Origin of the sequence: Mesorhizobium sp. M2E.F.Ca.ET.219.01.1.1 (assembly GCF_004016445.2) — a bacterium.
Taxonomy (GTDB): domain Bacteria; phylum Pseudomonadota; class Alphaproteobacteria; order Rhizobiales; family Rhizobiaceae; genus Mesorhizobium.
In genome coordinates this window covers 379,236-389,642 of sequence record NZ_SADT02000006.1, presented here as the reverse complement: position 1 = coordinate 389,642, position 10,407 = coordinate 379,236, and the positions used below count along the sequence as shown (strand labels likewise).

10 protein-coding genes are annotated in these 10,407 nt (G+C 65.3%); 1 reads left to right on the top strand and 9 read right to left on the bottom strand.

The window, feature by feature from the left end:
* Positions 1–265 precede the first annotated feature (265 nt).
* From EN862_RS27760 to EN862_RS27730, 7 genes are all read right to left on the bottom strand, one after another.
* On the bottom strand, positions 266–1,207 hold the full coding sequence (locus EN862_RS27760) for an alpha/beta hydrolase (RefSeq protein WP_127866669.1): 942 nt from the start codon (positions 1,205–1,207) through the stop codon (positions 266–268).
* Positions 1,208–1,422: 215 nt separating this feature from the next.
* On the bottom strand, positions 1,423–2,205 hold the full coding sequence (locus EN862_RS27755; protein ID WP_041007546.1) for a carnitinyl-CoA dehydratase: 783 nt from the start codon (positions 2,203–2,205) through the stop codon (positions 1,423–1,425).
* Positions 2,198–4,276 carry an acetate--CoA ligase family protein gene (locus EN862_RS27750; RefSeq protein WP_127866836.1) on the bottom strand — a complete coding sequence of 693 codons (2,079 nt, stop codon included), beginning with the start codon at positions 4,274–4,276 and terminating at the stop codon, positions 2,198–2,200. Before EN862_RS27750 ends, EN862_RS27755 begins: the two co-directional genes overlap by 8 nt.
* A 64-nt stretch (positions 4,277–4,340) precedes the next feature.
* The gene (locus EN862_RS27745) at positions 4,341–5,504 is read right to left on the bottom strand and encodes an acyl-CoA dehydrogenase (protein ID WP_127866668.1); all 1,164 of its coding nucleotides are present in this window, start codon (positions 5,502–5,504) and stop codon (positions 4,341–4,343) included.
* A 4-nt stretch (positions 5,505–5,508) separates the two neighbouring features.
* Positions 5,509–6,654, bottom strand: coding sequence for a carnitine 3-dehydrogenase (locus tag EN862_RS27740; protein ID WP_127866667.1), 1,146 nt, complete (start codon positions 6,652–6,654; stop codon positions 5,509–5,511).
* 2 nt (positions 6,655–6,656) lie between these two features.
* Complete coding sequence (locus EN862_RS27735) at positions 6,657–7,280, bottom strand: HD domain-containing protein (RefSeq protein ID WP_127866666.1); 624 nt, start codon at positions 7,278–7,280, stop codon at positions 6,657–6,659.
* Positions 7,281–7,293: 13 nt separating this feature from the next.
* On the bottom strand, positions 7,294–8,217 hold the full coding sequence (locus EN862_RS27730; protein WP_126079941.1) for a 3-keto-5-aminohexanoate cleavage protein: 924 nt from the start codon (positions 8,215–8,217) through the stop codon (positions 7,294–7,296).
* A gap of 125 nt (positions 8,218–8,342) precedes the next feature.
* Between EN862_RS27730 and EN862_RS27725 the strand changes: the two genes are divergently transcribed.
* Complete coding sequence (locus EN862_RS27725; RefSeq protein ID WP_127866665.1) at positions 8,343–9,323, top strand: GlxA family transcriptional regulator; 981 nt, start codon at positions 8,343–8,345, stop codon at positions 9,321–9,323.
* Here EN862_RS27725 and EN862_RS27720 read toward each other — a convergent pair.
* On the bottom strand, positions 9,304–10,065 hold the full coding sequence (locus EN862_RS27720) for a TIGR01458 family HAD-type hydrolase (protein ID WP_348632091.1): 762 nt from the start codon (positions 10,063–10,065) through the stop codon (positions 9,304–9,306). The two genes, EN862_RS27725 and EN862_RS27720, sit on opposite strands and share 20 nt — an antisense overlap.
* Before the next feature lie 71 nt (positions 10,066–10,136).
* The gene (locus EN862_RS27715; RefSeq protein WP_127866663.1) at positions 10,137–10,340 is read right to left on the bottom strand and encodes a hypothetical protein; all 204 of its coding nucleotides are present in this window, start codon (positions 10,338–10,340) and stop codon (positions 10,137–10,139) included.
* Positions 10,341–10,407 lie beyond the last annotated feature (67 nt).

The window sequence follows — 10,407 nt, the reverse complement described above, 5'->3', positions numbered from 1 at the left end:
AATTGTCTGCCTTCCTCCTTGCGACGATACGACGGCTCTTCCGCAGGGTCAACGGAATCAGCCGGAAGCCCAGCGCGTCAACCCCATCCCGAAGGCGGTGATCGCGCTGGACTCCCGTTGTTCCCGGAGACCGCGAAGTCCCTGGCTTTCTGGTCATGGCGGCTTTCCTTTCCGGGCCGCGCCATCGCGGCGCCTGGACCATCAGTCGCGGGCCGGCGGGGAAAGGTTCATCGGAGGATAGCGGAGCGGAAAACGCCCTGTGGTGTCACCAGATCCAGTCGCCGTGGCCGAGCGCCGAAACCGCCTCGACGATGCGGGTGAAGCTGGTTCGCGCCTTGCCCACCGTGTGCCTGGCTCGGAGATAACCGTGCACAAGGCCGGGCTCCTCGAACCAGAAGGCGCGTCCGCCGGCCGCGACGATGCGGTCGCGATAGGCTTCGCCATCGGACGACAGCGGGTCGCATTGGGCGGTGATCAGCACCGTCGGCGGCAGGTTCGCGAAATCGGCGTCGGCGAGCGGGTAGAGCGTGATGTCGCCGGTCATGTCGACGCCGCCGGTGCGGACATGCTTGTAGAAGTCGAGGTCGCGCACGGTCAGCATCGGCGCCTCCGCATGCGTGACGTAGGAGCCCTTCGAATGGTCGCCGCCGAGGCCGGGATAGATCAGCATCTGGCCGGCCGGCTTCTTGTCATGGCCGCGCGTGGCGTGGGCGACGGCCGCGCAAAGATTGGCGCCGGCGCTGTCGCCGCAGAGCACGACCGGGCAGTCATAGGTCTTGGCGGCCCATTCGAAGGCGTCCATGGCGTCGTCGAAGGCCGCCGGGTGCAGATGCTCCGGCGCCAGCCGGTAATCGAGCGACACCACCTCGAAGCCGGTGCGGGCGCAAAGCTCGGCGCAGACATCGTCATGGCTGTCCAGCCCGCCAAGGATGAAGCCGCCGCCATGGATATAGAGCACCATCGCGGCTCCGTCCGGAACGGCGTTGCGGTAGATGCGGATCGAAATACTGTTGGTTGGTGCGGCAACGACAGTCGTCTCCGCCGTCACGCCTTGCGGATAGCCGGCAAAGAACTCGCGGCACATCCGGTCGTAGATCGCGCGCTGCTGGGTGATCGTGTGGTCGATCGTATCCGGCGGATAATAGGAGTTGGTCTTCTCGATGAAGGCCCAGGTCTCGGCGTCGATCAGGGTTTTGTAGTCGGTCATATCGGATGACCAACTTCAGATGATGGCGCCCAGGCCCCCCTCTCTGTCCTGCCGGACATCTCCCCCTCAAGGGGGTAGATTAGCAGCTTCGGCCGCATCGCCTTTTCTGCAACGTCGAAGATTGGCGAAAGCCTTCGCGACATCCAATCTCCCTCCATGAGGGGGAAATGCCCGGCAGGACAGAGAGGGGGGCCCGGGCGCCATCATCTCCGACGTTATCGTCCCTTCCACACCGGGTCGCGTTTTTCCGCGAAGGCCCGGAAGCCTTCCATATTGTCTTCCGACCCGTAGAGGATATCGACCGTCGGCAGCTGCCTCCTTGTCACCTTGTTCATCGCATCCTGGAAGGTCAGCGCCTCGGCCACCCGCGCCGTCTCCTTGATCGAAGCGAAGACCAGCGGCGGGCCGCTGGCCAAAAGCCTTGCGATCTCCCAGACGCGCTCCTCGAGCTTCTCCTTGGGCAGCACCTCGTTGACCAGGCCCCAGCGATGCGCCTCGGCGACATCCATCCAGCGGCCGGTGAACAGGAGGTCCATGGCGATATGGTAGGGGATGCGCTTCGGCAGCTTGATGGTGGCTGCATCGGCAAGCGTGCCGGCGCGGATCTCCGGCAGCGCGAAGGAGGAATGGTCCGAGGCGTAGATGAGGTCGCAGGACAGCGCCAGTTCGAAGCCGCCGCCCACCGCCATTCCGTTGACGCAGGCGATCACCGGCTTGTTGAGGTCGCGCAGCTCCTGCAGGCCGGCAAATCCGCCGACGCCATAGTCGCCGTCGACCGCATCGCCGGCGGCGGCTGCCTTCAGGTCCCAGCCGGCGCTGAAGAACTTGTCTCCGGCCGTCTTGACGATGGCGACGCGCAGCTCCGGATCGTCGCGGAACGCCTTGAAGGTTTCGCCCATCAGCCGCGATGTCTTGAGGTCGATGGCGTTGGCCTTCGGCCGGTCGAGCGTGACTTCGAGGATCGCGCCTTCGCGGCGGGTGGTGATGACGTCAGCCATTCTTCTTTTCTCCAAGCACCAGCAGGGCGTCCGCGATCCACGCGCCCTTGCCTTCGGCGCAGACGATCAGCGGGTTGATGTCGAGTTCCTCGATCTCGCCTTCGTTCTTCTGGACGAAGTCGGCAATACCGGCGATGGCGTCGATGGCGGCGTTGACGTCGGCCTTCGGCCGGCCGCGATAGCCTTCCAGGAGAGGATAGAGCCTCAGCCCACGCAATGCCGCCTCGATGTCGTCGCGCGTTGCCGGCAGCATGAGCGTCACGCTGTCGCGCAGCAGTTCGACCAGCACGCCGCCGGTGCCGAGCGTCATCACCACGCCGAACATCGGGTCGCGCGTGAAGCCGACGATCAGCTCAGCGACGCCGTCACGCACCATGCGCTCGGCATAGAGCCCCGTGCCGAGCGGCAAAAGGTCATGCGCGGCGGCGCTGACGGATTCGGCATCCTTGAGGTTCAGCCTGACCGCGCCGACTTCCGACTTGTGCGTCACGCCAAGCGCCTTGAGAGCGACCGGGAAGCCCAACGTCATGGAGGAGATCACCGCCTCGACCGCATTCGAGGCGCGCTCGCCTTTCGGCACCGGCAGTCCGGCCTTGATCAGCCTTTCCTTGGCATCGGCCTCGTCCGGCGTCACGCGCTTGGCTTCGGATGCTCCTGCCGCCGTGGTGTCCACTGGCTGCGCCTGCGGCTCGTGCCAGGCCCAGCCGATGAAGGCGGCGGCCTGGGCGGCGTCCATGGCTTCCGAGATGCCGAACAAAGGCACCATGCCGCGCGCCATCAGGCCGGCGGTGTATTCCTCCGGCAGGTTTTCCGGCAGCGAGGAGACGATCGCGCCTTGCGCCTTGTTGGTCTTCAACGCGGCCTCGAAGGCGCGCAGCGTCGTCCACCAGTCGATGTCCGAGCAACGGTCCGGGCGCGGGAAGTCGAGCACCAGCATGTTGAGGTCGAAACCGCCCGACACCATGGCGGTGAAGGTGGCCGTCATCGCCGGCTCGTTGTTCCAGATGAAGGTGTGGTAGTCGAGCGGGTTGGCGACCGCGACCAGCGGTCCGAGTGTCGATTTCACATGGGCGCGGTGTTCGGCCGTCAGGGCCGGGAAATGCACCCAGCGGCCCTCGGCGCTGTCAGCCATCACGGAGGCTTCGCCGCCCGAGCAGCTCATCGAGGACAGCTTATAGCCCGGCAGCGGACCGGTGATGTGCAAGAGCTTCAGCGCCTCGATGAAGGCGGGGATGGAATCGACGCGTGCAATGCCGAGCCGCTTCAGGAAAGCGCCGGAGGCGGCGTCTGACCCGGCGAGCGAGGCGGTGTGCGACACCGTCGCCTGCCTTGCCTGTTCGGAGCGGCCGACCTTCATGGCGATGATCGGCTTCTTCAATTCGCGCGCCCGTGCCGCCAGCCTCTCGAAGCCGGCTACCGAGTCGAAGGCTTCGATATGCATGCCGAGCGAGGTGACGCGCTCGTCCTCGATCAGGCCGAGCGCCATTTCGGAGAGCCCCGTCTGCGCCTGGTTGCCCGCCGTCATCAGGAAGGCGATCGGCAGGCCGCGCTTCTGCATCGTCATGTTGATGGCGATGTTGGACGATTGGGTGATGATGGCGACACCCTTGCCGCCCTCCGGCAGCCGGATGCCGCCATGCTGGTCGGGCCACAACAGCGCGCCGTCGGCATAGTTGATCAGGCCGTAGCAGTTCGGCCCGATGATCGGCATTTGGCCCGCGGCGGCGACGAGCTCCGCTTGCAGCCGCTCGCCGTCCTCGTCATAGGCCTCGGTTTCCAGGAAGCCGGCCGCGAAGCAGACGGCGCCGCCGGCGCCGCGCTCGGCCAGCGCCTTGATCACCTCGATGGTGAGATGCCGGTTGACGCCGACAAAGGCGGCGTCCGGCGCTCCAGGCAGGTCGGCGACGGAGCGGTACGCCTTGCGGCCGGCGACCTCGTCCTTGGTCGGATGCACCGGCCAGATTTCGCCGGCAAAGCCCATCTTGATCGATTGCGCCACGACGGCGGCGGCCTGCGCCCCGCCGAACACGGCGATCGATTTCGGGCGCAGGAGACGTTCGAGTTTATGCATGGTCATCTTTTCGTTTGAGCATGATCCCGTCCAAAGCCGGATCCCGGCTTTGGCGCATCATGCTCTAAGCTCCGAACGGACGCAGCAGCGCCCGCGAAATAATATGTCGCTGAATCTCCGACGTGCCTTCCCAGATGCGCTCGACACGCGCGTCCCGCCATATGCGCTCCAGCGGCAGGTCGTCCATCAGCCCCATGCCGCCATGGATCTGGATGGCTTCGTCGGCGACGAAGGCGAGCATTTCGGTGGCCTTAAGCTTGGCCATCGCCATGTCCTGGTCGGTGACCGTGCCCTGATCGTACTTCCAGCCGGCTTCGAACACCATCAAATCGGCGGCCTTCAGCTCCGTCGCCATGTCGGCGAGCTTGAAGGAAACGCCCTGGAACTTGCCGATCTGTTGGCCGAACTGCTGGCGCTGCGCGGCATATTCTATGGCGTGGCCGAGGGCCCGCTCAGCACGGCCGAGACAGGTTGCTCCGACCTGCAGCCGTGTGGCGCCGAGCCAGGAGTTCGCGACGTCAAAACCCTTGTGCACTTCGCCGAGCACCTGGGAAGCCGGCAGCCGGCAGTCGTCGAATTCCAGGATCGAATTGGTGTAGCCGCGATGTGAGACATTGCGGTAGCCGTCGCGCACCGTGAAACCCTTGGTGCCCTTGTCGACGAAGAAGGCGGTGATCTTCTTGCGCTTGCCGCGCGGCGAATCCTCCTCGCCCGAGGCCATGAACACGATCGCGAAGTCGGCAAGATCGGCGTGGGAGATAAAATGCTTGGTGCCGTTGAGCACCCAGTCCGAGCCGTCCTGCACCGCGGTCGCCTTCATGCCGCGCAGGTCGGAGCCGGCGCCCGGCTCGGTCATAGCCAGGCAGTCCCACTTCTCGCCGCGGATGCAGGGGAAGAGGTATTTTTCGCGCTGCTCCGGCGTGCCGGCGAGCAGGATGTTGGACGGGCGCGCCACGCAGGTCCAGTGCAGCGCGTAGTTGGCGCGGCCGAGCTCCTTCTCGTAGAGCAGCCAGCTCACCGTATCGAGCCCGGCGCCGCCGACATCGGCCGGCATGTTGGCGGCGTAGAGGCCGGCTTCGATCGCCTTCGCCTTCAACTCGTCGATCAGCTCGCGACGCAACTCGCCGGTGCGCTCCACCTCGCGCTCATGCGGATAAAGTTCGTTCTCGACGAAGGCCCGCGTCGTCTCGACGATGAGCTTCTGCTCTTCCGAAAGACCGAAATGCATCGCCTCAGCCCTTCTTCTTGCCGGTCTTCTTCTTCGGCTTCTCGACCTTCACCGCCTTGGCCGGTTTCGCAGCCTTTGCCGGCTTCGCGGCCTTCTTCGCCGGCTTGGCCGCTTCTGCTTTAGCCGTAACCTTGGCGGAAGCCTTCTTCGCCGCCAGTTTGGCGAGCTGCCTGGTATAGTCCTTGTGCAGCGCGCCGGCGCCCCAGCCCTTGCCCTTGTTCTGCTTCGACAGCGCTTCCATGATCGCTACCAGATTGTCGTCGCGGATCTTTTCCAGCTCGCGGATCGACAAGCCGTGCGCCTGCTCGTCCGACTGGGTGGCGATCAGGTCGACCAGCTCGTCGTTGAATTCCGGCACGTCCATCAGCTTGGTCCACGGCCATTTCAGGCAGGGCCCGAACTGCGCCATGAAGTGACGCATGCCCGCCTCGCCGCCGGCGACGCGGTAGACCTGGAACATGCCCATCTGCGCCCAGCGCAGGCCGAAGGAATAGCGCATGATGTCGTCGAGTTCCTCGACGGTGCAGATGCCGTCCTTGACCAGCCACAGCGCCTCGCGCCATGCGGCTTCGAGCAGGCGGTCGCCGACAAAAGCCTCGATCTCCTTGCGCACCACCACAGGCTTCATGCCGATCGAAGCGTAGAGCTCCTTGGCGACCTCGATCGCCTCGGGGAAAGTCTGCTCGCCACCGACGATCTCGACCAGCGGCAGAAGATAGACAGGATTGAACGGATGGCCGACGACCAGCCGCTCCGGATGCTTCTTCATCGCCACTTGCATGTCGGTGGGCTTGATGCCGGACGTTGAGGAGCCGACGATGGCGTTGGCCGGCGCATGCGCGTCGATCTCGGCCAGCACCCTGTGCTTGAGGTCGAGCCGCTCCGGTACGCTCTCCTGGATGAAATCGGCGTCGGCGACCGCTTCGGCGATGGTCTTGGCATACGTCAGCTTGCCTTCCTTGGGCAGGCCGCCGGGCAGCATCTGCTTATAGGCGCGGCGCGCGCCCTTCATCACTTCGCCGACCTTGCGCGAGGCTTCCGGATCCGGATCGAAGATCGAGACGTCGATGCCGTTGAGCAGAAGCCGCGCCACCCAGCCGGCGCCGATGACACCGCCGCCGATGGCGGCTGCCTTGTTGATGATGCTCATGGTCAGGCTCCGGTTCTTGTCTTGGCTGTATCGGGATCGGTAAGGGCGACGCGCTCGCCGGCGCGGATCACCGCCGGGTCGTAGGCCTTGCGGGCAAACACTTCGAGCACGAAGGGCCGGAAGAACTCGATCGGCAGCGTTTTGTAGTCGGGGTCGAAGCTCGACTGGTCCCAGCGCTCGCAGAACTGGTCGCAATCGTCGAAATAGGCATGCCCGGCGAAGCGGTCGCGCGCGTGGCGATTGCCACCCAGATGATGCGCGTAATAGAGGCGCTGGAAATCGCCGTGCTTTTCCACCACCCAGGTGCATTGCTCGCGCACGAACGGCTTCAGGATCGCAGCCGCATATTCGTCGTGGTTGTAGGGCGCGTAGATGTCGCCGATGTCGTGCAGTAGCGCCGAGACGATCCAGTCCGTATCGGCGCCGTCCTGCCAGGCGCGCGTCGCCGCCTGCAGCGAATGGCCGAGCCGGGTGATCTTGTAGCCGGAAAGTCCCTCGTCGAGCTGCACCAGCGCATCGAGCAGCCGGTCGCCGGTCTTGGCGGCATAGTCGATCTCGTGGGCGGTCAGGAATTCGTAGTCTTCCCTGTCGCCGTCCTTCATCGCTGTGAATTTGACGGTGGCCATTTTCAGCTCCCGCTCAAGCTGCGGCAGCTAAGGGTGCCCGTTTGGTGAGATTGAGCTTCTTGCGCACTTCCTCAGGCCCGAGGATACGGGCGCCGAGATTGGTGACGATGCTGGCGGCGCGCTCGACCAGCTGCGCGTTTGTGGCCAGCACGCCCTTGTCGAGCCAGAGATTGTCTTCCAGGCCGACGCGGACATTGCCGCCGGCAAGCACCGCTGCCGCCGCATAGGCCATCTGGTTGCGGCCGATCGAGAAGGCCGACCAGTTCCAGGTCGAGGGCACGTTGTTGACCATCGCCATGAAGGTGTTGAGGTCGTCCGGCGCGCCCCACGGCACGCCCATGCAGAGCTGCACCAGCGCGTCGGCGTTGAGCACCTTCTCCTCGACCAACTGCTTGGCGAACCACAGATGTCCAGTGTCGAAGGCCTCGATCTCGGGCTTCACGCCCAGCGCCGTCATCATGCCGCCCATGGCGCGCAGCATGCCGGGCGTGTTGGTCATGACATAGTCGGCCTCGGCGAAGTTCATCGTGCCGCAATCCAGCGTGCAGATCTCCGGCAGGCACTGGCGGACATGCTCCATGCGGTTGGTGGCGCCGCCCATGTCGGTGCCCTTCTCGTTGAGCGGCAGCGGCGCTTCCGGCGAGCCGAACACCATGTCGCCGCCCATGCCGGCGGTGAGGTTGAGCACCACGTCGACATTGGCCTCGCGGATGCGCTCGGTCACTTCGCGGTAGAGATGCACGTCGCGCCTGGGTTTGCCGGTCTCGGGGTCGCGCACATGGCAGTGGACGATCGCGGCGCCCGCCTTGGCCGCGTCGATCGCCGAATCGGCGATCTGCTTGGGCGAGCGCGGCACATGCGGAGAGCGGTCCTGCGTGCCGCCGGAGCCGGTCACGGCACAGGTAATGAAAACCTCACGGTTCATCGCAAGCGGCATCGTCTATCCTCCCAGGGTCGATCGGCCGTGCGTGCCGCCAAAAGCGGAAGCCTGTTGGGCTATGCACGGGATGGATACAGAATGACCGACTTGCCGGAAACTGTTTTGCGTTTTACGAAGCACTCATGATCAAAAGCGAAAAGCCGACGATCTTTCGGTCCGAGCGCGAGACGCTCAAGGTGACGTTCCTTGTGTTCTCGGGCTCGTCGATCATGTGCGTCGCCTCCGCCGTCGATCCGCTGCGCGCCGCCAACCGCATTTCCGGCGAGACTCTGTTCGATTTCAAGCTGGTCTCGGTCACCGGAGAGGCGCCGGTCACCACTTGCGGCCTGCCGGTTGCGGTCAGCGGCCGCTTTGACGCCGCCGAGCCGACCGACATGCTGGTCGTCGTCGCCGGCTTTGGCACGCAGAATTATGCCACCTCGGCGCTGCTCGCCGGTCTGCGCCGCGCCGCGCGTGCGGCTCGCGCCTGCGGCGGCGTTGAGGCTGGCACCTGGCTGGTGGCGCGCGCCGGCCTGCTCGAAGGCCGCAGCGCCACCACCCATTGGGAAGACATGGAGGATTTCTCCGCCGCCTTCCCGGGCGTCGACGTGCGGCCGGATCGCTATGTCATAGATGGTCCGGTCTTCACCTCCGGCGGCGCCTCGCCGACCTTCGACCTGATGCTGCATCTGGTTCGCACCAGGCTCGGCATGGCCGCGGCGCTCGATGTGGCGAGCGTCTTCATCTACGACCAGGCCCGCGCCGCGACCGACGCGCAGCCGCTGGTCTCGCTCGGCCGGCTCGACGGCTACGACGCAAGGCTCGCCCAAGCGATCCGGTTGATGGAAGCGCATGTCGACCAGCCGCTCACCATCGATGCCGTGGCCAAACGCGCCGGCGTGACGGCGCGGACGCTGGAAAGCATTTTTCGCAAATCGATCGGCGAGACGCCGGGCGCCTATTATCTGAGGCTGCGCCTCAGCGCCGCCCGCCGCCTGGTGGTCGACACGCGCATTGCCATGGCCGACATTGCCGGGCGGACGGGCTTTTCCTCGGCGGCGGCATTTTCCAGAGCATTTTCAAGGGCTTTCGGCGAAGCGCCGGTCAGGTTGAGGCGCGGCTGAATATCCACTCGGTTGCTGCCGCGAGATCGTCGACCAGCGCCGTGGGAGCCGGATCGAAGCGTGTTTCGTCGCCGGGACGATATTTGCCGGTGCGCACCAGAAGCGCCGCGCCAAGCCCGGCGCGCAGCGCGCCGGCGACATCGCCCTCGGCGTCGTCGCCGATCATGACCGCATCGGCCGCCGGGCAGTCCAGGTCCGCAAGCGCCGAGAGAAAGAAATCCGGCGACGGCTTGCCGAGCACCACGGGGCTTCGACCGCTCGCGAATTCGAGCGCCGTGACGAAGGCGCCGGTATCGAGACTGAGCTGGCCGTCGGCATCCTTGAACGTACGATTGACGGCAAGCGCCACAAAATCGGCGCCGGCAAGCAGTTCGCGGAATGCCCGGTTCAGGTTCGCATAGTTGAAGCCCTCGCCGGCATCGCCGACGACGACAGCACGCCTGTTCCCGCCCTGCAGGCCGGAAAACTCGGCTTCGAGGTCGGGATGGACGAGCAGATGCGGCTGGCGGTCGTGATTGCGCAGCCATTCGACCGCGGCGCGCGCCGGCGTCAGCAACTCTTCGTCCGCAACGTTAATGCCCATGGCCGCAAGCTGCGCAATGATCTTGCCGCGGGGCGAGCGAGTCGTGTTGCTGACGAAGCGGAGCGGCAGGCCGGCGTCGCGCAGACGCTGAATGGTGTCGGCGGCACCGGTTGTCGGGGTGTCGCCATCGTAGACGACACCCAGAAGATCGAGCAGCACCGCGCGTATCATCGATGCAGGATGGAGAAACAGTCTCCGTTCGTCAAACTGCGGAAGAATTTACGAGAGAATCAGGCCGCGTCGCGGCCTTCGCCGTCAATGCGTGAGCGCATGCTCTTGGCCAGCGCCGTTTCCAACCGCGCTGCGACCGCGCGATCCCATTCATTTGCCTGGCGGCCGCCGTCCTTCGAATGCGGCAGCGCCATCAGCCGGTCGATGATCGATGCGGCTTCGCTGGGCGAGAGCAGGGCGTCGATTTCGTGCTCGTGCTGCATGTGTTTCGCCTCCTTCGTTCCTTCCCGCCACATGTCCACAGTATAGGAAGTCCGTGACGGCTGTTTG

Bases quoted from the DNA above. Each gene is read 5' to 3' on its own strand.
- EN862_RS27760 (WP_127866669.1), bottom strand. From the start codon at position 1,207: ATGACCGACTACAAAACCCTGATCGACGCCGAGACCTGGGCCTTCATC.
- EN862_RS27755 (WP_041007546.1), bottom strand. From the start codon at position 2,205: ATGGCTGACGTCATCACCACCCGCCGCGAAGGCGCGATCCTCGAAGTC.
- EN862_RS27750 (WP_127866836.1), bottom strand. From the start codon at position 4,276: ATGCATAAACTCGAACGTCTCCTGCGCCCGAAATCGATCGCCGTGTTC.
- EN862_RS27745 (WP_127866668.1), bottom strand. From the start codon at position 5,504: ATGCATTTCGGTCTTTCGGAAGAGCAGAAGCTCATCGTCGAGACGACG.
- EN862_RS27740 (WP_127866667.1), bottom strand. From the start codon at position 6,654: ATGAGCATCATCAACAAGGCAGCCGCCATCGGCGGCGGTGTCATCGGC.
- EN862_RS27735 (WP_127866666.1), bottom strand. From the start codon at position 7,280: ATGGCCACCGTCAAATTCACAGCGATGAAGGACGGCGACAGGGAAGAC.
- EN862_RS27730 (WP_126079941.1), bottom strand. From the start codon at position 8,217: ATGCCGCTTGCGATGAACCGTGAGGTTTTCATTACCTGTGCCGTGACC.
- EN862_RS27725 (WP_127866665.1), top strand. From the start codon at position 8,343: ATGATCAAAAGCGAAAAGCCGACGATCTTTCGGTCCGAGCGCGAGACG.
- EN862_RS27715 (WP_127866663.1), bottom strand. From the start codon at position 10,340: ATGCAGCACGAGCACGAAATCGACGCCCTGCTCTCGCCCAGCGAAGCC.